Annotated in this window: 16 protein-coding genes; 9 read left to right on the top strand and 7 right to left on the bottom strand. The window is 71.5% G+C overall.

All coding sequences use genetic code 11. The annotated features are described in order from the left end of the window. Position 1 precedes the first annotated feature (1 nt). The 4 genes from ABT294_RS45275 to ABT294_RS45260 all read right to left on the bottom strand — a co-directional run bounded on the left by ABT294_RS45275 (position 2) and on the right by ABT294_RS45260 (position 4,082). Positions 2 to 967, bottom strand: coding sequence for an adenylate/guanylate cyclase domain-containing protein (locus tag ABT294_RS45275; protein WP_350812694.1), 966 nt, complete (start codon positions 965 to 967; stop codon positions 2 to 4). 22 nt (positions 968 to 989) lie between these two features. Then, positions 990 to 1,439 carry a hypothetical protein gene (locus ABT294_RS45270; RefSeq protein ID WP_350812693.1) on the bottom strand — a complete coding sequence of 150 codons (450 nt, stop codon included), beginning with the start codon at positions 1,437 to 1,439 and terminating at the stop codon, positions 990 to 992. Between the two features lie 32 nt (positions 1,440 to 1,471). After that, positions 1,472 to 3,238, bottom strand: coding sequence for an alpha/beta hydrolase (locus ABT294_RS45265; protein WP_350812692.1), 1,767 nt, complete (start codon positions 3,236 to 3,238; stop codon positions 1,472 to 1,474). Between the two features lie 91 nt (positions 3,239 to 3,329). Next, positions 3,330 to 4,082: a FadR/GntR family transcriptional regulator gene (locus ABT294_RS45260; RefSeq protein WP_350812691.1), complete on the bottom strand. Its 753-nt coding sequence runs from the start codon at positions 4,080 to 4,082 to the stop codon at positions 3,330 to 3,332. An 87-nt stretch (positions 4,083 to 4,169) separates the two neighbouring features. Here ABT294_RS45260 and ABT294_RS45255 point away from each other — a divergent pair, with 87 nt between their 5' ends. From ABT294_RS45255 to ABT294_RS45215, 9 genes are all read left to right on the top strand, one after another. Continuing rightward, entirely contained in the window at positions 4,170 to 5,663 is a 1,494-nt protein-coding gene (locus ABT294_RS45255; protein WP_350812690.1) for an ABC transporter substrate-binding protein, read from the top strand. Beyond that, on the top strand, positions 5,660 to 6,598 hold the full coding sequence (locus ABT294_RS45250) for an ABC transporter permease (RefSeq protein ID WP_350812689.1): 939 nt from the start codon (positions 5,660 to 5,662) through the stop codon (positions 6,596 to 6,598). Before ABT294_RS45255 ends, ABT294_RS45250 begins: the two co-directional genes overlap by 4 nt. Further along, positions 6,595 to 7,428: an ABC transporter permease gene (locus ABT294_RS45245; RefSeq protein ID WP_350812688.1), complete on the top strand. Its 834-nt coding sequence runs from the start codon at positions 6,595 to 6,597 to the stop codon at positions 7,426 to 7,428. Before ABT294_RS45250 ends, ABT294_RS45245 begins: the two co-directional genes overlap by 4 nt. Next, positions 7,415 to 8,329 (top strand): ABC transporter ATP-binding protein, encoded by a 915-nt coding sequence (locus ABT294_RS45240; RefSeq protein ID WP_350812687.1) that lies wholly within the window; start codon positions 7,415 to 7,417, stop codon positions 8,327 to 8,329. The genes ABT294_RS45245 and ABT294_RS45240 overlap by 14 nt, the downstream gene beginning before the upstream one ends. Then, complete coding sequence (locus tag ABT294_RS45235; protein WP_350812686.1) at positions 8,298 to 9,098, top strand: ATP-binding cassette domain-containing protein; 801 nt, start codon at positions 8,298 to 8,300, stop codon at positions 9,096 to 9,098. The genes ABT294_RS45240 and ABT294_RS45235 overlap by 32 nt, the downstream gene beginning before the upstream one ends. Next, complete coding sequence (locus ABT294_RS45230) at positions 9,095 to 10,276, top strand: M20 family metallopeptidase (protein WP_350812685.1); 1,182 nt, start codon at positions 9,095 to 9,097, stop codon at positions 10,274 to 10,276. The genes ABT294_RS45235 and ABT294_RS45230 overlap by 4 nt, the downstream gene beginning before the upstream one ends. After that, the gene (locus tag ABT294_RS45225) at positions 10,273 to 11,289 is read left to right on the top strand and encodes a P1 family peptidase (RefSeq protein ID WP_350812684.1); all 1,017 of its coding nucleotides are present in this window, start codon (positions 10,273 to 10,275) and stop codon (positions 11,287 to 11,289) included. Before ABT294_RS45230 ends, ABT294_RS45225 begins: the two co-directional genes overlap by 4 nt. Then, a complete protein-coding gene (locus ABT294_RS45220; RefSeq protein WP_350812683.1) occupies positions 11,286 to 12,773 on the top strand; it encodes an aldehyde dehydrogenase family protein in 1,488 nt (495 codons plus the stop codon). The genes ABT294_RS45225 and ABT294_RS45220 overlap by 4 nt, the downstream gene beginning before the upstream one ends. 268 nt (positions 12,774 to 13,041) lie before the next feature. Further along, complete coding sequence (locus ABT294_RS45215; protein ID WP_350812682.1) at positions 13,042 to 16,014, top strand: chondroitinase family polysaccharide lyase; 2,973 nt, start codon at positions 13,042 to 13,044, stop codon at positions 16,012 to 16,014. A gap of 202 nt (positions 16,015 to 16,216) precedes the next feature. On the opposite strand, the gene ABT294_RS45210 is transcribed toward ABT294_RS45215, so the two are convergent. The 3 genes from ABT294_RS45210 to ABT294_RS45200 all read right to left on the bottom strand — a co-directional run bounded on the left by ABT294_RS45210 (position 16,217) and on the right by ABT294_RS45200 (position 18,996). Further along, positions 16,217 to 16,981: an SDR family NAD(P)-dependent oxidoreductase gene (locus ABT294_RS45210; RefSeq protein WP_350812681.1), complete on the bottom strand. Its 765-nt coding sequence runs from the start codon at positions 16,979 to 16,981 to the stop codon at positions 16,217 to 16,219. 368 nt (positions 16,982 to 17,349) lie between these two features. Then, positions 17,350 to 17,889: a GNAT family N-acetyltransferase gene (locus ABT294_RS45205; protein WP_350812680.1), complete on the bottom strand. Its 540-nt coding sequence runs from the start codon at positions 17,887 to 17,889 to the stop codon at positions 17,350 to 17,352. Positions 17,890 to 18,528: 639 nt separating this feature from the next. Further along, positions 18,529 to 18,996 (bottom strand): hypothetical protein, encoded by a 468-nt coding sequence (locus tag ABT294_RS45200; protein WP_350812679.1) that lies wholly within the window; start codon positions 18,994 to 18,996, stop codon positions 18,529 to 18,531. Between the last annotated feature and the right edge of the window lie 1,047 nt (positions 18,997 to 20,043).

Here is a 20,043-nt window from a genome sequence, read left to right as displayed (position 1 = left end):
GCTAGCGCGCCGTCTTCCGGGTGATCGTGAACGGGGCCAGCTCGCCCAGACCGCGGACCGAGAGGCGGTTCACCGGACGCAGGTCGAACGCCCTGTCGCCCTCCAGCTCCTCGGCCATCTCCGGGTCGGCCAGGATCGTCCCGGGACGGGCCAGCGCGGTCAGCCTGCTCGCCAGGTTCACCGTGGTGCCGAACACGTCGCCCATCCGCCCGACCACCGGGCCCACGGCCAGGCCCACCCGCAGCTCCGGCATGCCCTTCACCTTCGCGTGGGACTCGATCAGACGCAGCGCGATCTCCGCGGCCTCGTGCGCCTTGACCGCCACGAACAGCACCGAATCGCCCAGCGTCTTGACCACCCGCCCGCCGGACGAGGTCACCACGTCCGCCGAGCGCCCCTCGAACCTGTCGACCAGCCCAGCCAGCTCCGTCTCCGTGATCTGCCTGCTCAACCGGGTGAACCCGACCAGATCCGCGAACCCGACGGCCAGCCGCACCGCGCTCGTCTCCTGTTCGGAGAGCCGGTGCGCCGAGGCGGCCAGCTGCCGCTGCCACGCGTACACCATCAGCCTCGCCAGGTCGGGCACCACCCGCTCCGCCCGCCTGCGCCACGCCCTCGGCCGCTCGGCCAGCGGCACGCCCGCCTGGTCCAGCGCCTCCGCGCCCAGTTCCGCCTGCGACTCGGCCAGCCGCGCCGTCGCCCTGCCGATCGACCTCGCCAGCAGCAGGACGTGCTCCTCGTCGTAGACGCCGTCGCTGACCATGCCGAGAAGGGTCCGCAGCGCCTCCACGTCGGAGTCGGTGAACTCCACGGCGTCGTCGGCGACGTTCGCGAACCCGAGCGCCCGCCAGAACCTGCGGGCACGGTAGAACGGGACGCCGGCCATGTCGGCGACCTGGTGGCTGGTGTAGCGGCGGGGCTCGCGCAGGAACGCCTCCACCAGCCCATCGGGATCCTCGCTCGCCACGGCTGCAAGATAACACCCCGGGTCAGCGTCCGCGCACGCCGCTCCAGACACACGGGGAGGTGGCCCCGATCCCGAGGACGTCCCCCTCGGTCCAGGTCAGCGAGAGCAGAAAATCATCGGGACGAGTACGGCCGGACACATCGGGTCTGCCGATGTCGAAGCCGTGTGTGACGATGAGGTGCCCCTGGGATTCCCAGTGGTTCTTCACCTGCGTAGCCACCTCGATGAGGCGGTCCTTCGGCACGCCGCGCAGGTAGTACCGCCGGTTCAGGATGATGCGCTTCTCGGAACCGCCGTCGGTGGCGTCGACACACAAGGCGGGGTTGAGGCTTGGGCGGTAGAGGTCGAGCTCCGGCTGGGGGTGCAAGGTGCTCACGCTCTCGTGGATGAGCTGGTCGATCCGGTTTAGGGCTTGTGACTCGGTGATGGCAGGCATAGAGGGAGCTTCCGTGCAGGCGGCGAGGGTGACCATGGCAGTGATCGCAAGGAGGAGGTTTCGCATGATCACCTTCCCGCGATGACGTCTTGGTGTCGGCCCGTGACGATGTTCGCCAGGTTCTTCAGCGACCTGGAATCCGGATTCCAGTAGCTGGAGTGTGCGGCGAAGGTGAGGTAGGCGGGGCCGTGCTCCACGTAGAAGCGGCGGGCGCCGAACGAGTCGTCGCACGGGTCCGCGCCGAAACTGCCGAAGTCCGCCACCGGGTCGCCCGCCGCCTCGCCCGCCCACACCCGCATCGCCGGCAGCCCCAGGTCCTCCGCCCGCTCCACCCCCACTCCCGGGCTGCCCACGAACACCAGGTCGTCGGCGAACCGGCCCGGCCGGAGGAGCGCGGCCTTGCCCGTGACCAGCGAGCCGTAGCTGTGGCCGAGCAGGGTGAGGTTGGCTGAGCGGGCCGGGTCGTGGGCGGCGCGCAGGCCGTCGGTGAAGCCGGCCAGCGCGGGCGCGCCCAGGACGGCGGCGCCCGACCCGGCCACGGTCATGCCCGGGACGGCCAGGTTCGCGTCCAACTGCGGGGCGCGGTAGCCGAGCCAGGCGATGGACGCCAGGCGCTGCCGCGGAGCGAGGTAGTGGGCCTGGTCCCAGAGGACGGCGGCGCGGTTCAGGTCGTCGCCGAAGCCGGCGAGCGTGGTGTTGAGGCCGGGGACGTAGGCGACCACCCGGTCGGCGCTGTCCGGGTCGCCGAAGGAGATCGTCGCCTGCCCGAGGCCGAGCAGGTCGAAGGCGAGCAGGTACGTGGGGGGACGCCCGTTGCGTCCGCCCATGGCGAGGTTGGCCTCGATCGTCTGGATGAGCTGGAGCTGCCGGAAGACGCGGTCCATGACGGGCGGCCAGGCCAGCCGCAGGCCCATGTCGGCCGGGACCGTGCCGAGCAGCGCCGCCAGCCGCGCCTTCTCCATCGCGAGAAAGGCCCGGTTGGCACGGTCCCTGACGGCGGCCGGAACGCCGTTCAGCGCGCCGACGGTCCCCGGTTGCCCGGTGACCAGTCGCTCCCGGACGGCCGGGGCGAGCAGCCGCCACCAGGCGTTCACCCGCGCTGCGAGGTCGGGGTCGCCGCCACGGCGCTGGAGGGCGAGGAGGCCCTCGGGCCGCTCCGTGGCCCCCGTCGCGTGGCCGCCGAACAGCCCGAAGGCGACCAGCGCGGCGGGCAACAACGAACCGGCGGCGGAGGCGGGAGCGCCCGGCGGGGGAGTCGAGGTACCGGCGGGGGCGGGAGCGCCCGGCGGGGGAATCGAGGCGCCGTACGAGAGGGCACCGGCGAGGGGAGAAGCGGGGGCAGCGAGGGGAGTGGCGGTGAGGGGAGTGGCGGGGGACTGTTGCAGGAGGGCGAGGCGGTGGCGCAGGTCGCGGGCGGCCGAATCGGCCCAGTCGCCGATCGCGCCGACCGCGGCGCCGTGGGTGGCGCCCAGGGCGGCGAGGCGGTGGCCCGCCAGCGGGAGGGCGCGGGCGGCGCTGGTCAGGCCGGAGATCAGGCGGGTCAACTGGGTGACGTCCACGCCGGAGAACGCGCCGTGCGTGGCGGTCATCGAGGCGGACGGCGAGCCGAGCGAGGGCGGGACCGGCGGCGGGCCGACCTCGCTCGCGGCCAGCTCCGCCAGCGCCGACTCCAGAGCCGCGTGCAAGCCCCGGCGCCTGCGGACGAGCTCGGCGCCGAACGCCGGGGCGCCGTTGCCCACCCACGCCTGCGCCGCCATCGCGGCCACGGGGGTGTCCAGAGCGGTGGCGTGATCGAGCGCCAGCCGCACCGCCTGCTGCCACCGAACCCCGGACATGGTTACGAAGAGTGGCATGCCGTAGCGCTGAGTACAAGAAGCTTGACGGAGTCAGGACCCTGGAGCTGTGAGAAGTTCGGGCGAGAGCGGGTCAGTCCAGGAGGGCTCGCAGGGCGGGGCGCTCGCCCTCCGGCACGTAGCCCACGTAGTAGTCGTACATGCTCTGGCGGGCGAGGCGGGCGGCGAGCGGGCCGTCGCCTGCGCGGACGGCCGCCAGGACCTCCTCGTGGTGCCTGATGCTCTGCCGCATCAGCGCCTCCCTGTCGGGCGCGGCCGCGATCTTCTCGGAGACCAGGTTGAGGACGATCGAGCGGACCACGTCCGTGCAGATCTGGATGAGCTTGTTCCTGCTGGCCCGCGCCACCGCGTCGTGGAAGGCCACGTCGGCCGCGCTGAACTCGTCGTAGCCGGCGCTGACGGCCGTGCGCATGACGGCGATCGCGGCGTCCATCTCCTCGAGCTGCTCCTGCGTGCGCAGGCGGGCCGCCAGGAGGTTGGCGGAGGCGTCCAGGACCATCCTGAACTGCACCAGCTCGCCCAGCGACAGCTCGTCGACGCGGGCGAGCGTCGTCATCGACTTGTGTAATGCGGCGGGGGAGAACGGCAGCACCTCGGCTCCGTGCGGGTCGCCGGGACGGCTGCGTACCAGCCCGCGCGCCTGCAGGACGCGCAGCGCCTCGCGCACCGTGGACCGGCTCACGGAGAACTGGCCCATCAGGTCGCGCTCGCTGGGCAGCCGCTCCCCGGGGCGGAGCGTGCCGCTCTCGATGGCCTCTTCGATCTGCTCGACGATGCGCTCGTAGGCGCGCACGGTACGTACTGGCTCGAAGCGTGGACCACCCATGCAAAGTCCCCTTGACCTGAGCCGTGACCGACTGGCAGTGTGCAGCCTACTGGTCAGACCAGTGCACTAGCCAGGAGGCTGTAGAACATGAGGCGCATCGGTATCTGGATCGCCGTCGGCGGTCTCCTACTGGGCACGGCCGCGTGCGGCGGCGGGGGCACCAGCGGTGGTGGTGGGCAGGCGGCGAAGGCCGGGGCCCTGTCGGTCGGATTCGTGGCCGAACCCGCCAACCTCGACTTCACCTCGACCGAGGGCGCGGCGATCCCGCAGGCGCTGCTGGTCAACGTCTACGAGGGCCTGGTCAAGCTCGACCAGGACGGCAAGATCCAGCCGCTGCTCGCGGAGAAGTGGGACGTCTCGCCCGACCGGAAGACCTACACCTTCACCCTGCGCAAGGGCGTCACGTTCACCAACGGCGCCCCCTTCACGGCCGACGACGTGATCTTCTCGCTGGGCCGGGTGAAGACCGACTGGAAGCTGAAGATCAAGGCGCAGCTCGACGTCGTCGACAAGGTCGAGAAGGAGGACGAGTCGACGGCGATCGTCACTCTCAAGCACCCGAGCAACGGCTTCCTGTACGCGATGGCCACGCGGCTCGGCGCGATGTTCAGCCGTACGGGTGTCGCGGACCTGGCCAACAAGCCGGTCGGCACCGGCCCCTACCAGCTGGCGTCCTGGAAGCGCGGCGACTCCATCCAGCTCGACGCCAACCAGAAGTACTGGGGGACCAAGCCGAAGCTGTCGTCGGTCACGCTGAAGTACTTCAAGGACGCGACGGCGATGAACAACGCGCTGCTGACCGGCGGCATCGACGTCATCTCGGCGGTGCAGGCGCCCGAGTCGCTGCAGCAGTTCGCCGACCCCAACCGCTTCCAGACGGTCGAGGGCACCACGAACGGCGAGGTGGTGCTGTCGATGAACAACGGCCGCCCGCCGTTCAACGACAAGAAGGTGCGCCAGGCGGTCCGGTACGCGATCGACCACAAGGCGCTGCTCGACACCGCCTGGGCGGGACGCGGCCAGCTGATCGGCTCGATGGTGCCCCCGACGGACCCGTGGTACGAGGACCGCACCGGCGACTACCCGTACGACGCCGCCAAGGCCAAGGAGTTGCTCGGCGGCAAGACGTACAACGTCAAGATGCGCATCCCCAACCTGCCGTACGCGGTGGCCGGCGCTCAGGTGGTCAAGTCGCAGCTCGCCCAGGTGGGCATCACGGCCGACATCGAGCCGCTGGAGTTCCCGGCCCGCTGGCTGGACGTGGTGTTCAAGCAGGGCGACTACGACCTGTCGCTCATCAACCACGTCGAACCCCGGGATATGGGGATATTTGCCGATAAGTCGTACTACTTCAGGTATGACAACCCCGAGTTCGGCAAGCTGCTCGCCTCCGCCGACGAGGGCAGCGAGCAGCAGCAGACCGACGATCTCAAGAAGGCCGCCAAGCTGCTGTCCGACGACGCCGCGGCCGACTGGCTGTTCCTCTTCCCGAACCTGATCGTGGCGAAGAAGGGCGTCACCGGGCTGCCGAAGAACGCCATCGCGGAGTCCTTCGACTTCACCGCGCTCGCCAAGCAGTGATCCTGTACCTGTTCAAGCGGCTGGCGGTGCTCGTCGCGAGCACCGCCGCCGCCGCAGTGGTGGTCTTCGCGTTCATGGCGCTGCTGCCCGGAGACCCCGCCGAGATCGCGCTGGGCGTCAACGCCACCCCTGAGGCGGTGGCCGCGCTGCGCAAGCAGTTCGGCACCGACCGGCCGCCCGTCGTGCAGTTCCTCGACTGGATCGGCGGGCTGGCGCACGGCGACTTCGGCACCTCCTACGTCTCCAGCGCCCCCATCGGCCCCCAGATCGGCGACCGGCTCGGCGTCACAGCCGTGCTGGTGCTCGGCGGCATGGTGATCGCGCTGCTCATCGCGGTCCCGGCGGGCACGTTCGCCGCCGTGCACCACCGCAACCCGCTCGGCGCGGCCATCAGCGCGGTCAGCCAGCTCGGCATCGCGATCCCCGCCTTCCTGGCGGGCATCCTGCTGGTGTTCGTGTTCGCGGTGCAGGCCCAGGCGCTGCCGTCAGGAGGGTACGTGCCGATCGCGGAGAGCCCGGAGGAGTGGCTGCGCAGCCTGCTGCTGCCCTGGCTGTCGCTCGGGCTCGTGCAGGGGGCCGTCCTGACGAGGTACGTCCGCTCCGCCGTCCTCGACGTGATGCGCGAGGACTACCTGCGCACGGCCCGCGCCAAGGGACGCGGCCGGATGGGCGCGCTGTGGCGGCACGGGCTGCGCAACGCCTCCATCCCGGTGGTCACCGTGCTCGGGCTGCAGCTCGCCACCCTGCTCATCGGCGCGGTCGTGGTCGAGCGGGTGTTCGTCATCCCCGGGCTTGGGGACCTGCTGCTCAACGGCGTGGCTGGGCGTGACCTGCTGCTCGTCCAGGGTGTGGTGATGGTGCTGGTGGTGGCCGTACTGCTGATCAACTTCCTGGTGGACGCGGCCTACGCCGTCCTCGACCCGAGGCTGCGATGAGGGGCCGCGTCAACGCCGCGCTGGTCACCGGCGGCGCACTGGTCGGCATCGTGGTGCTCGCCGCGCTCGTCTCGTTCGTGTGGACGCCGCACGACCCCACCCTCGTGGACGCGTCCGGCAAGCTGCACCAGCCCGGCGGCGGCTACCTGCTCGGCGCCGACAAGTTCGGCCGTGACACCCTCTCACAGCTCATGGTCGGCGCCCGCACCACGCTCTACGTCGGCATCGTCGCTGTCGGCATCGCCGCGCTGCTCGGCACCCCGCTCGGCATGCTCGCCGGGATGACCCCGCGCGGCTGGCTGTCGGAGCTGATCATGCGGGTGAACGACCTCGTGTTCGCGTTCCCCGCGCTGCTGCTCGCCGTCATGCTCGGCGCGGTCTACGGCGGCGGCACGCTCACCGCGATGATCGCGATCGGCGTGGCCACTGTGCCCGCCTTCGCCCGGGTGGCCAGGGCGGCGACCATGCAGGTCATGGTGACCGACTACATCCTCGCCGCGCGGGCCGCCGGGCGGCGCCGCGGCGCGATCGCCGTCCGGCACGTGCTGCCGAACATCGCCTCGATGCTCATCGTGCAGGCGTCGGTGTCGTTCGCGATCGCGATCCTGGCCGAGGCGGCGCTGTCGTTCCTCGGGTTCGGCACCCGCCCGCCCACCCCGTCCTGGGGGCGGATGCTCCAGGAGTCGCAGGAGCTGCTGTTCTCCACGCCCCGCCTGGCGCTCTGGCCCGGCCTGGCGATCGCGCTGGCCGTCCTCGGGTTCAACCTGCTGGGCGACGGCCTGCGCGACTTCCTCGACCCCAAGCTCAGGAGGATCCGTGCTGAGCGTTGACGGCCTCACCGTCCGCGCCGGCTCGCTGGAACTGGTGCGCGAGGTGTCGTTCGGCATCGGGCCCGGCGAGCGGGTCGGGCTGATCGGCGAGTCGGGCTCGGGCAAGTCGCTGACCGCGCTGTCGCTGATGGGCCTGCTGCCCGAGGGTGTGACCGCGTCCGGGCAGGCCAGGCTGGGCGGACGCGACCTCGTCGGCGTCAGGGAGAGCGGGATCAAGGAGCTGCGCGGCCGGGACGTGTCCATGGTCTTCCAGGAGCCGATGACCGCGCTCAACCCGCTCATGCGTGTCGGCGCGCAGGTCGCCGAGGTGATGACCCTGCACGGCACGTCCCGCGCGCAGGCGAGGGCCCGCGCGGTCGAACTGCTCGGCCGGGTACGGCTGCCGCGGCCGGAGGAGATCGCCCGCTCCTACCCCCACCAGCTCTCCGGCGGGCAGCGGCAGCGCGTCATGCTCGCCATCGCCCTGGCCAACGAGCCCGAGCTGCTCATCTGCGACGAGCCCACGACCGCGCTGGACGTCACCGTGCAGAAGCAGATGCTCGACCTGATCGCCGAGGTGGCTCCCGCGCTGCTGTTCATCACCCACGACCTCGCCGTGATCGCGTCGGTGTGCGACCGGGTCCTGGTCATGTACGGCGGCAGGGTCGTCGAGAGCGGCCCGATCCGCGAGGTCTTCACCAGGCCCCGCCACCGCTACACCGAGGGGCTGCTGGCCGCGTCCAGGCTGACGCCGCGGGGAACCCGGCTGTCCACGATCAGGGGCAGCGTCCCGTCGGCCGGGCAGTTCCCCGAGGGCTGCGTGTTCAGGAACCGCTGCCCGAACGTCACCCCCGAGTGCGAGACGGAACCGGCGCTGACAGGAGACGGCCATGCCCACGCATGCTGGCACCCCGCTCATTGAGGCCCGCGACCTCACCCGCGTCTACCGCCGTCCGCGCCAGTCGCTCTCCAGGCCGGGTGAGGCCGTGCACGCGCTGAAAGGCGTGTCCCTCGCGGTGGACCGGGGCGAGCGGTTCGGCATCGTCGGCGAGTCCGGCTCGGGCAAGTCCACGCTGCTGCGCCTGCTGTGCGGGCTGGACCAGCCGACCAGCGGGTCCATCCGGTTCGACGGGCAGGAGATCACCGGCGTCCCCGAGCGGCGGCTGCGGTTCCTGCGGCAGAGCCTGCAGATCGTCTTCCAGGACCCGATGAGCTCGCTCAACCCCCGGATGCGGGTCCGCGACCTGGTCGCCGAGCCGCTCGTCGCGCTCCGCGAACCGGTCGGCGGGCGGGTCGCCGAACTGCTCGACGAGGTGGGCCTGCCCGCCTCCGCGGCCGACCGCTACCCGCACCAGTTCTCCGGCGGCCAGCGCCAGCGCATCGCGATCGCCCGCGCGCTCGCGCCCCGGCCGAAGGTGCTGGTCGCCGACGAGCCGGTCAGCGCGCTGGACGTGTCCGTCCGCGGCCAGATCCTCAACCTGCTGGCCGACCTGGTGGACGAGCTCGGCCTCACCCTGGTCTTCGTCTCGCACGACCTGTCCGTGGTACGGCACGTGTGCGAGACGGTCGCGGTCATGAACGGCGGCGAGATCGTGGAGACCGGCGAGGTGGACGCGGTCTGGGCCGAGCCGCGCCACCCCTACACGCGCACGCTGCTGCAGGCCGTGCCGACTCTGGAGGGATTGCTGTGATCGAAGTCGACGCCCAGGGAGTGGTGGAGTTCACCCAGGCGCTGGTCCGCGTCCCCAGCACCAACGACCCGGCGCGCGGGCGCACCGAGCAGCCCGCCGCCGACCTGGTCGCCGCCAAGATGCGTGAATGGGGCTGGGAGCCGCGCGTCTACGAGGCCGCGCCCGGCAGGCCCAACGTGGTGGCCGTGGTCGAGGGCGGCGGGGGCGACGGCCCGACGCTGATGTTCGAGGGCCACACGGACGTCGTCACCGAGGGCGACCTGTCGACCTGGACCGTCGACCCGTTCGGCGGCGAGATCCGCGACGGCAAGCTGTGGGGGCGCGGCAGCGCCGACATGAAGTCCGGGCTCGCCGCCACCCTCTACGCCACCCGCGCGCTGCAACTGGCCGGCCCGTTCCCCGGACGCGTCAAGGTGTGCGCCCTCGCCGATGAGGAGGGCCTGATGATCGGCGCCCACCACTTCGTCGCCGAGGGCCTGGCCGCCGACGTCGACGGCGCGATCGTCGCGGAGCCCGAGGCGGGCGAGATCTGCGCCGTCGCCAAGGGCGCGCTCCGGCTCCGGGTGGACTTCACCGGCAAGATGGCGCACGGGGCGATGCCGCAGCACGGCCGCAACCCCATCCAGGCGGTCGGCGTCCTGCTGGAGGCACTGCGCGGGCTGCAACGCGACCTGCAGGAGGCGCACCCGGCGCACGAGCACCTCGGCGAGGTGTACGTCACCCCGACCGTGGTGCGCGCCGGAAGCGAGGAGCAGGTCAACGTGATCCCCGCGACGGCGTCGGTGTTCGTCGACGTCCGGACGATCCCCGGGGTGGAGCACAAGGTGGTCGCCGACCGGGTGGCCGCGCTGGCCGCCTTCGACGGGATCGCGGCCGAGGTGTCGATCCTGGTGGACCGCCCGGCGGTGGACGTCCCCGTGGACGATCCCGTCGTCGCCGCCCTGGCCGCCGCGCACGAGGCGGTCACCGGCGAGCCGGCCGTCTACGGCGGAGTGCCCGGCTCCACCGACGGCACCGTCCTCACCCACTGGGGCGGCATCCCGTCCGTGGTGTACGGGCCGGGCGGAAAGTGGATCGCCCACCAGGCCGACGAGTACGTCGAGGTGGACGAGATCGTCCGGTGCACCCGCGTCTTCGCCGAGGCCGCCCGCCGCTTCCTGCACCGGGGCGCGCTGTGAAGGGCGGGGCGACCAACTCGCTGGTGGACGTGGCGGGCCTGCGCGTCGGCCACGCCCAGCGGGTGGGAGACGGCTACCGCACGGGCACCACCGTCGTCCTCGCCCCGGAAGGCGGCATGGTGGCGGGCGTGGACGTCCGCGGCGCCGCCCCCGGCACCCGTGAGACGGAGCTGCTCGACCCGCGCAACCTGGTGGAACGGGTCCACGCCGTCGTCCTGACGGGCGGCAGCGCGTACGGGCTCAGCGCGGCGTGCGGCGTCATGGACTGCCTGGCGGACGCGGGCATCGGCTTCCCGGTGGAGGGCGGGGTCGTCCCCATCGTCCCGGCGGCCGTCATCTACGACCTCGGCAGGGGCGGCGACTTCAGGGCAACCCCCGACGGCCTCTTCGGCGCGGCCGCCTACGACGCCGCCGTGAACGGCGGGGCGGGCAGCCCGTGGACGAACGGCTCCGTGGGGGCGGGGACGGGAGCGGTGGCGGGCGGCCTGGCCGGCGGAGTCGGGACGGCCAGCGCCGTGCTGCCCTCCGGGGCGACCGTCGCCGCGCTGGCCGTCGTGAACGCTGCCGGGTCCGTGCTCGACCCCGGCAGCGGCAAGCTCGCGGGCACCCGCTACGGGCTTCCCGGCGAGTTCGGCCGCCTGCGCGAACCCGTGGACGAGGAGGTGACCGCCTGGCAGCCCGCCAAGGTCACCTCGTTCAACACCACCATCGGCGTCGTCGCCACCGACCTGGCGCTCACCAAGGCGCAGTGCGGGAAGCTCGCCGGGGTCGCGCACGACGGGCTCGCCAGGGCGATCAGGCCCGCCCACACCATGGTCGACGGCGACACCATCTTCGGCCTGGCCACCTGCACGCAGCCGGTGCCCGACCCGGACGGCCTGCAGGACGTCCTCGCCGCCGGAGCCGACGTGTTCAGCCGCGCGGTCGCGCACGCCATCCTCGCGGCGACCGGCCGCGCCGACGCACCCGCCTATCGGGACGTTTTCCCGAGCGCTTTGGGGGAGATCTCATGACGGAACCGGAGCCCGGCGCCGAGCCGGCAACAGCACGAGCCCAGGGGCCGCAGGTGGCGGCGCCCGAAGGGGCGTGGCCGTCGGGGTTGCCCGTGGGGGCCGGGTGGGCCGATGTGGCGGAAACCGCCGACGTGGTGTTCCCGTACGACGGGTCCGTCGTGGCCGCCGCGCCTGTGGGGGACGCCGCGCTGGCCGCGAGGGCCGTCGAGGAGGCGCTCGCCGTGGCCCCCGCCATGGCCGCGTCGCCGTCCCACGCCCGCCGGGCGGCCCTCATGGGGGCGCACGACGCGCTCGCCGCCCAGCGCGAGCGGTTCGAGCAGCTGCTCGTGCTGGAGACCGGCAAGCCACTGGTCGACTGCAAGGTGGAGGTGGCCAGGACCCTCGTCACGCTGGCCACCGCCGCCGAGGAGGTCGCCAGGCTGCACGGCGAGACGGTGCCGCTCGACCTGCTGCCCGCGGGCGAGGGGCTGGTCGGGTTCTGGACGCGCCGGCCGATCGGCGTGGTCGTCGGGATCACCGGCTTCAACTACCCGCTGCTCCTGGCCGCGCACAAGATCGCCCCAGCGCTGGCCGCGGGCTGCCCGGTGATCGTGAAGCCCGCGCCCGCGACGCCGCTGGCGACGCTCTGGCTGGTCCACCTGCTCAGGGAGACCGGGGCGCTGCCCGCCGCCGGGGTGCAGCTCGTGACCGGCGGCGTGGACGTCGGCCGGACACTCGTCGAGGACCGGCGCATCGGCGCGGTCTCCTTCACCGGGTCGGCCGCCGCCGGGCACACGATCGCGCGCAACGCCGCACCCACCAAGGTGCTGCTCGAACTCGGGTCGAACGCGGCCCTCGTGGTGGCGGCCGACGCCGACCTGGACAAGGCGGCCGACGCGGTGGTGCGCGGCGGGTACTACGCGTCCGGGCAGGCGTGCATCTCCGTCCAGCGGGTGCTGGTCGAGGAGGCCGTGCACGAGCGGTTCCTGGAGCTGCTCGCGGAGCGGATGGCGGGCGTGGTCGTCGGCGACCCGCGCTCGCCGGACACGCGCGTCGCGCCGCTGATCGACCCGGCGGCCACCGACCGGGTCCTCAAGTGGATCGGGGACTCGGGCGCCCGGGTGGTCACCGGCGGCGTCCGCGACGGCAGGGCCATCGCGCCGACCGTCCTCGCCGACGTCCAGGACGGGGCCGACGTCTGGGACGAGGAGATCTTCGGCCCCGTCGTGTGCGTGCGGTCGGTGCCGGACCTCGACGCGGCCTTCACGGCCGTCAACAGGTCCCGGTACGGCCTGCACGCATCGGTCTTCACCCGGTCGCTGGCCGGCGCGTTCGCCGCCATCGAGCGGATCGACGCCGGGGGAGTGGTGGTCAACGACGTGCCGGGGTTCCGCGCCGACAACATGCCGTACGGGGGCGTCAAGGACTCCGGCACCGGCCGCGAGGGCCCGCGCTTCGCGATCGAGGAACTGACGGTCACCCGAATGGCCATCATCCGCCCCTGAACCACCCCTAAGAGCGCCCAGGCCCTGGGGCTCCGGCTCCGGGCCTTCGCGCCCTCGCGTGTTCGCGCCCTCGCGTGGGGCGCTTGCCCCTCCCAAAGGGGAGTAATCCACCACGGAGGCCGGCGATCCGTCTGGAAAGCCGGGTGACCGGAACCCTTTACCCGGGGGTGGTGTTCGGGGTTGGATGGCGCGCATGGTGAAGATCAGCCGCAGATCGGTGCTCAAAGCAGGCGTGGCAAGCGCTTTCCTCCCCACGGGTGGTGTCGCCGTGGCAGACGATCTGGAACAGCGGGCCATGGCCATGGACCCGCCCGTGTTCCTCCTGGAGAGCGCCGTCCCGCCGCACTTCACCGCCGGCGCGGGTTCGACGCTGTCGATCAGCGACCAGGCGGCCGTCTGCGGCACCAGGTCGCTGCGCTGGGAGCACGGCGACCGCTCGGTGATCACGGTGAAGGCGCCGCTGCGGTGGGCGCCCGACCCGTACCGGCTCGGCGACGACCAGGCGTGGCAGGGCCTGGTGGACGCGTTCTGCGTCTGGGTGCGCAACGACACGCCGGTCGACGACGTGATCCGGTTCGAGTTCGGCCGGGGCGCCCGAACCGACGTCTGGTTCGAGTTCAGGCTGGGCTTCTCCGGCTGGCGCACCGCCTGGGTGCGTTACGCCTACGACATGCACGGACGTCCGCACCCGGACATGGACACGCTGCGCATCATCGCGCCCGCCCGTGGCGGCGTCCTCCACCTCGACCAGCTCATGCTGAACGTGCCGCTCAGGCCCGACGCGCCGTGCCGCGACCACCAGCTGCCCGACATCGCCCCCGAGGGCGACGAGTACGACAACCAGCACTGGCAGGCCCTGCACCGCTTCGACAGGCTCCTCGCCACCGAGAAGCCCGACATGACGCCGCCCACCGACGAGGAGCTGGCGTCGCTGCGCGTGCTGCGCACCCGCTTCCTGGACGAGTACCTGAGCGCCCCCGTCAAGGTGGACGTACCGGGCCTCACCGCGCAGACCGACGCCCTGGTGGGACGTCCCACGCACGCCTACCAGTCGCAGATCTACCCGGTGGAGATCGCGGCCGAGCTGAAGGCGTTCGTCAACCCGGTCACCCTGCGCGCCTGCACCGACCTGATGAAGAGCATCGCCCAGGCCCACCACGCCGCCGTGGCCGCCGACAAGCCCGCCCTCGCCGCCCTGTACGCGCGGATGGTCGGGCACCTGCGCGAGCAGGGCTGGACCAGGGGCAGCTGCCAGGGCACCATCCATCACCTCGGCTACGACGCCCGCGGCTACTACGACTCGGTCTACCTGATGAGGGACACGCTGCGCGAGGCCGGGCTGTTCGAGCAGGTCCGCGCGGACCTGGAGTGGCTGACCGGGCTCGGCCGGATCTTCCGCGGCTTCAGCTTCCGGATGGCGCACGGCAGCATGATGGACATCTACAACACCACCTTCCGCGGCATGCTCGCGGCCGTCCTGCTGCGCGACACGGACGCCGAGCAGGTCGCCTACCTGCGGACGCTGCGCGACTGGCTGGACGCCACGCTGCTGCCGACCACCGGCATCCAGGACGGCATCAAGGCCGACGGCACCGCCTTCCACCACGTCGGCTTCTTCCCCGACTACGTCCGCGACGGCTTCGCCGGGCTCGCGCCCCTGGTCTACGTGATGAGCGGCGGCGCGTTCGCGGTGAGCCCGAAGTCGTTCGGCTGGCTGAAGAAGGCGCTGCTCATGCAGCGCGTCTACGCCAACAAGAACCACTGGCCGATCTCCATCAGCGGACGCAACCCGAACGGGACCACCGCGCTGTCGATCGTCCCCTACCAGTGGCTCGCCCCGATCGACGACGAGATCGCCGCCGCGTTCCTCCGGCTGCTGCCCGCCGCGCCGACGCAGCAGCAGAAGGAGCTCGCCGCCCGTCTGGCGGCCAAGGGCGTCACCGCCGAGGCCGCGCCCACCGGCAACTGGGCGTTGAACTACGCGGCGCTGGCGGTGCACCGGCGCGAGCAGTGGCAGGTCACGGTCCGCGGGCACAACCGCTACCTGTGGAGCACCGAGGTGTACGTCGGCGCCAACTGGTACGGCCGCTACAACACCTACGGGCAGATCCAGGTGCTGCACCGCGCGGACCCCGTCACCAACCTCGACAGCGGTTACGCCCAGCCCGGCTGGGACTGGAACAGGCGCCCGGGCACCACCACCATCCACAAGCCGCTCGACCAGCTCAAGGCCGACCTGACGGGCGCGATCGAGGAGATGCTGCTCACCGACTCCCGCTTCGCCGGGGCGCACAGCATCGACGGCCGTGACGGCATGTTCGCCATGGACCTGCACGGCCACCCCAAGTACGACGGGTCGCACCGCGCCCGCAAGTCCGTGTTCCTGTTCGACGACCGGATCGTCGCCGTCGGCACCGGCATCACCAACACCGACACGGCCAACGAGACCGAGACCACCCTGTTCCAGACCCGCCTGGCGGCGCGCACCGCGCCCACCCACGTGGACGGCCAGGCGGTCGCCGCGTTCCCGCACGCCGCCGAGCTCCAGCCGCGCTGGCTCGTGGACGACAAGGGCCTCGGCTACTACCTCACGCCGGGCCAGCACGTCTCGCTGACCCGTTCCACGCAGGCGTCCCGCAACAACGCGACCGAGGAGCCGACCAGCGGCGACTTCGCCACCGCGTGGATCAGGCACGGCGCCGCGCCGCGCGGCGGCAGGTACGAGTACGCGATGGTGGTGAACACCACGCCCGAGCGGATGGCGGACTTCGCCGCCGCCATGGACGACCCGGCCCGCGCGCCGTACCGGGTACTGCGTGCGGACGACACCGCGCACGTCGTCAGCGACCGGGCGACCGGCCTGACCGGGTACGCGGTCTTCGAGCCCGCCTCGTGGGACGCCGGGCCGGTACGCGCGATCGACACGCCGTCGCTGGTGCTCACGCGCTCCGAGCAGGACGCGCTGGTGCTCGCCGTGTGCGATCCCGACCTGCGGCTCTACGGCGGGATCGACCACGACCAGTACGAGAAGGGCCGCTACGTGGGCCACTACAGCCCCTGGTCGCGGCCCTGGCTGGCCGACCCGAGCCACCCGCACCTGCTCCGGGTCACCCTCGACGGGCGCTGGCAGGCGGACGGCGAGCAGCCGTGCCGGGTGCGGGTGACGGGCTCGCGCACCGTCGTGGAGTTCGAGACCGTGGACGGACGTCCGGTCCAGGCCAGGCTCCGCCCCCGGCCCTGAACGCGGCGGCCCGCCGATCGAGCCGCGACACCCTGGCACGGCAGGTCGAGCCGCGACACCCTGTAACGGCAGGTCGAGCCGAGGCGAAGCGGTCGCCGACGGCGGGCCCGGTTGAGGGCGAGGTCGTCGGCGGCGGGCCTGGCCGGGGTGAGACGGTCTCCGGTGGGGGCCTGGCTGGGGTGAGGCGGTCTCCGGCGGCGGGTCAGTTGGGTGGGTCGAACCGGCCGTCGACGGCGGTCCAGCCGCCGTCGACGTAGAGGACCGAGCCCGTGACGAAGCTCGCGGCGTCGCTCGCCAGGTAGACCACCGCGCCCGCCATCTCCTCCGGCTGCGCCCAGCGGCCGAGCGCGCTCTTGGCGGCGTAGGCGTCGTACCAGGCGGGATTGTCCTTGATCTGCCTGGTCAGCGGCGTCTCCACGACGCCGGGGGCGACCGCGTTCACCCGCACCCCGTGCGGCCCGAACTCCGCCGCCGCCGTGCGCAGCAACTGCACCAGCCCCGCCTTGGTGGCCGAGTACACCCCTTGCCCCGGCTCGGTCACCGACGCCCTGATCGAGGCGAACCCGATGATCGAACCGCGCCCGCGGTCCACCATCCCCGCCCCGAACGCGCGCACGACGTCGAACGACGCCCGCAGGTTCAGCTCCACGACCCGGGCGAACTCCTCGCCGGAGTAGTCGAGCAGCCGCTTGCGCACGTTGGTGGCGGCGGTGAACACCAGCACGTCCGCGGGCCCCTCCTCGGCGCACGCGCGGACGGCGTCGGGGTCGAGCACGTCTAGGAGCCGGGCCGTGCCGCCGCACCGCGCCGCCGTGTCCTCGGCCGCCGGGAGGTCCCGGTCCGCGCACACGACACTCGCCCCGTGCGCGGACAGCGCCAGCGCCGACTCCCTGCCGATCCCGCTGCCGGCCCCGATCACCACGGCCCGCCGCCCGTCGAGGCGGAAGAGCCCTTCATAACCCGTCATGCCAGCACCCTAGCGACTGGTCTGACCAGTGCACCAGGTCCACCCCCACCTCGCACGGAGGGCGGTCGCGGGGAACTGGCCGTGGTGATCACGCCGCAGTGCGGCCGATGGCGCTCGTCGCGGCTCCGCAGGGGGGCGGCCCGCCGGGGAGAGTCGGCTCCCGGGGAGGAGCCGGCCCGTCGGGGGAATCGGCCCGTGGGGGAGTCGGCCCGTGGGCGGACTCGGCCCGTGAGGGAGTCGCGGGCCGACGTCACCTGAGGGGCAGGTGGCGGGCAGACGTCACCTGAGGGGCAGGGTGATGGCCGACGTCACCTGAGGGGCGGGGTGCGGGCCGGCGTGGCCAGTCAGTGTGCGGCCGGCGGTGCCGGTCAGGAGGGCTTCCTCCAGTCGGCCTTGAGGAGTTCGTACTCCACCTCGCCCTGGTCCGAGCCGTCGATGGCGTCCGGCCAGTCCTCGAAGAAGGTGCGGACGTAGCGCAGCCCGCACTTCTCCATCACCCGCCTGGACCCCCGGTTCACGGCCATCGTCTGCGCGAAGACCCGCGTCGCGCCCAGCTCGGTGAACGCCTTGTCGATCAGCGCGAGCGAGCCCTCGGTGCCGTAGCCCCTGCCCCAGGACTCCTTGCGCAGCCGATAGCCGAGCTCGGGATCGTCGTCGGCGCCGCCCCGCGGCGGGCGCAGGTGGAACCAGCCGATGAACTCGCCGCTGCCCTTCTCGATGGCGGCGAAGAAGCCGGAGCTGATGAACGCGGGCAGCGTCTCGTTCTCGACCTCCGCTCGCGGGGTGGGCTTGCCGCCGTTGAGGAAGCGCATCACGTCGGGGTCGTTGTGCAGGACGAAGAGGTTGTCGGCGTCGCTCTCGGCGAAGCGGCGCAGGATGAGACGCTCGGTCTCCAGAAAGGTCTCCACGGGCCAAAAGTAGCCGCGGCGGTGGCGCACTCTCGAAGGCTTTTACCGGAGCGCCGCGCGCTCCCCCGCGAGAAGGAGTGGCCGTCCAGGTCCTGGCCGGGAGGGTTTCGGCGCTTGGGCGGGGCTGGGTGTCCTTGCCTGGAGGTGCCGACCCCCGGCGGACACGGGCGGGAGACAGGCGCTGCTGCTGTCGCATCCACCTCAGACCACCAGGTCCCCCCCCGAGGTGTGGACATCTTGAGTACCGGATGATGGACATCCGGCGACAAGGAGGCGTTGCGGTCATCTGCCCGGTTGCGCCGCCATTGCTGGAGTCCTGTGACGGCGAAGCCGGCGATTGTTGCGGTGAGGGTGCCTCCGACGCCGACGTAGGCGACGGGTAGCGCATCGGTCACGGGCCATCACTTGAGGTGCGAGAAGTGAGTCTCGCTCGGCAAACGCAGCGATCTGACGGGCTTGGCCCGCAGGCTCATGCGCTCCTTCCGGCAGGCCACAGCCACTCCACGAGGATGACATCGACGCTTGCTGTGCTTGGCGCCGTGGTACTGGAATGAAGGGCGCAACGCCGAATCAAGCCCTCCTCGTTGGTGTCGCGTTATAGATGGTTTGTCTCGATAACGCGATGGCGACTGCGGGTATCTACCGCCACAACGCCCTGACTTTCGAGACGGCCTCTTCCAGATCGTCTTGGCGAATAAGCCAATTCCGGGATTCTACGCCAAGAGACGGCCATGAAATTGACAAATCCAGTCCTTGGTCACGCGGCATGGGCGCTGCCCAGTAGAACATCCGGCCCGAAGAGCCCCGACTACTTGCGCCGGTCTTCCGAACCGCCAGGCGTCTCATTGAGCCTTCGGTTAGCAGTTCCAAGCTCATGTCGTCCGGCGAGCCAGGAACGGGAATGCCGAATTCTGTCGTATCCAGGGCATTTTCTCTGACGTGGTATCCCACCTGAATTTCCAGACCCCGAGAGAAAATCGCGACCCGTTCCATGAATATGGCGCACCTGGCGGCTTCCACAGACATGTGGCTAACCGGGATATTAACCGGGACCTCGTTCACTGGCGGATCGGAGGGGTCAACAATAAAGGCCATGATCTCTGCCACTTCGACCCCTCCGACCTACCGTTTCATGTTTCACGATGAGCGACCCTATCTGTGTTGTATCAGGCCACGAACGGGAGGTCTGGGGAGATTCGCCCGTTCGTGGCCCAACTCTTGGACTCGTGTACTCTTCCGCAGTCCCGCTATCGTTTCAAGATCTCCCAGAGGTTTTCACAGGTTGTCGAGACGGTGATGTAATTTTTCAGAGTCGTCTTTGTGGCAAAGCGAATGACTCGAACGGCCCGCGATGTGTTCGAGTGGGTGCTACCCAAGCACGACTTGCCCTCTTCGAGGCCCTGCTGGTGATGCTCGTCCGTCACTCCACCGCCGAAGCGCCAGCTGCTGATTCACGTTCAAGCTGGTCCGCCATGTGTAGACAAATCATCGTGCTGTTGAGGCGCTCGTGGTCGAGCATTCCTTGATGGCTTGCGCATTGCCGCCCGGGCCCGCAGCGTCCGCACCCCGCGGGCGTAGCCGAGCGCGTCGAAGCCGGCGGCCACCGCCTCTTCCACCCAGGATGAGCAGGCCAGGGGGCAGGGCGGTCGGGGCGCTGCTCGTGCAGGGGGCTCTCGCCCGTGGTTTACGTGGCCCCATGGTGGCGGCCGTATTCGCCACCTTCGTCCGTCTCCGCGAGGAGCCGGTGCTGCGGAGGCGGTTCGGCGCTGATCACGAGCGCTGCCGCGCCTGCCGTCCCCCGGCTGGTGGCCCTGCCCTACCGGCCCTGACATCGGCCGCCGGTGCCGGCGCCAGATGTTGGGGTCCCATGTCGGATCGAATTTGACGACGGGTGAGGAGATGTGGTCGGCTCGTGACTTATGTTTCTGATGGGATGAATAGCACCACTTCGGGGGTAAGTGCTCCATGCCGCGGCAACCATGGCACGCCCTTGTGCGCGTGCTCGCTTCCGCGTCCATAGCAAGCACCGCACTGGTGGTGCCGGTCGTCACGCCTGCTGCCGCTCAGGCCGCCGCGCCCGTGGACGGGCGGACCGCCGGTCGCGCGATCCGGCCGGTCGCCGCCGTCGCGGAGCCCGCGCCCGCGGCGGTCAGC

This window comes from Nonomuraea sp. NPDC000554 (genome assembly GCF_040300065.1).
Taxonomy (GTDB): domain Bacteria; phylum Actinomycetota; class Actinomycetes; order Streptosporangiales; family Streptosporangiaceae; genus Nonomuraea.
The sequence above is the reverse complement of the archived record's forward strand: the minus strand, read 5'-3'. Positions and strand labels throughout refer to the sequence as shown.

What these genes read in the sequence shown, in the direction of transcription:
- ABT294_RS45270 (WP_350812693.1), bottom strand. Translation starts at nt 1,439, where the DNA reads ATGGTCACCCTCGCCGCCTGCACGGAAGCTCCCTCTATGCCTGCCATC.
- ABT294_RS45265 (WP_350812692.1), bottom strand. Translation starts at nt 3,238, where the DNA reads ATGTCCGGGGTTCGGTGGCAGCAGGCGGTGCGGCTGGCGCTCGATCAC.
- ABT294_RS45260 (WP_350812691.1), bottom strand. Translation starts at nt 4,082, where the DNA reads ATGGGTGGTCCACGCTTCGAGCCAGTACGTACCGTGCGCGCCTACGAG.
- ABT294_RS45255 (WP_350812690.1), top strand. Translation starts at nt 4,170, where the DNA reads ATGAGGCGCATCGGTATCTGGATCGCCGTCGGCGGTCTCCTACTGGGC.
- ABT294_RS45245 (WP_350812688.1), top strand. Translation starts at nt 6,595, where the DNA reads ATGAGGGGCCGCGTCAACGCCGCGCTGGTCACCGGCGGCGCACTGGTC.
- ABT294_RS45235 (WP_350812686.1), top strand. Translation starts at nt 8,298, where the DNA reads ATGCCCACGCATGCTGGCACCCCGCTCATTGAGGCCCGCGACCTCACC.
- ABT294_RS45220 (WP_350812683.1), top strand. Translation starts at nt 11,286, where the DNA reads ATGACGGAACCGGAGCCCGGCGCCGAGCCGGCAACAGCACGAGCCCAG.
- ABT294_RS45210 (WP_350812681.1), bottom strand. Translation starts at nt 16,981, where the DNA reads ATGACGGGTTATGAAGGGCTCTTCCGCCTCGACGGGCGGCGGGCCGTG.